Annotated in this window: 1 protein-coding gene; it reads left to right on the top strand. The window is 65.3% G+C overall.

Annotation, left to right across the window (positions count from 1 at the left end):
* Positions 1–24: 24 nt before the first annotated feature.
* On the top strand, positions 25–259 hold a 235-nt coding region (locus EU800_RS26470; RefSeq protein ID WP_129636392.1), incomplete at its 3' end, for a hypothetical protein.

Genomic DNA, 259 nt, shown 5'->3' with positions numbered 1-259 from the left:
TCCACCACCCGAAAGGACACCACTATGACCAAGAAACCCGGCTGGGGGCCGGTCCGCCCATGGACCTGCCTCGGCCAGATCCTGCCGGCTGACGTGAAACCCGGCGACCTGATCCGCTCCGACCTGAACGTACGGGCGGACCACCTCTCCTACAGCCGCAGCCAAGGGCGACCGGACTACCACGCCTCCTTGGAGTGGCCCTTCGTCAACGGCTCTGCCTTCATGGAGAAGCTCCCGCACTTCAACCACGGCACCCACA

The organism is Tropicimonas sp. IMCC6043, from assembly GCF_004146235.1.
GTDB lineage: Bacteria > Pseudomonadota > Alphaproteobacteria > Rhodobacterales > Rhodobacteraceae > Tropicimonas.
Note: the sequence above shows the minus strand (reverse complement) of the source record. Positions and strands in the feature narration are given on the sequence as shown.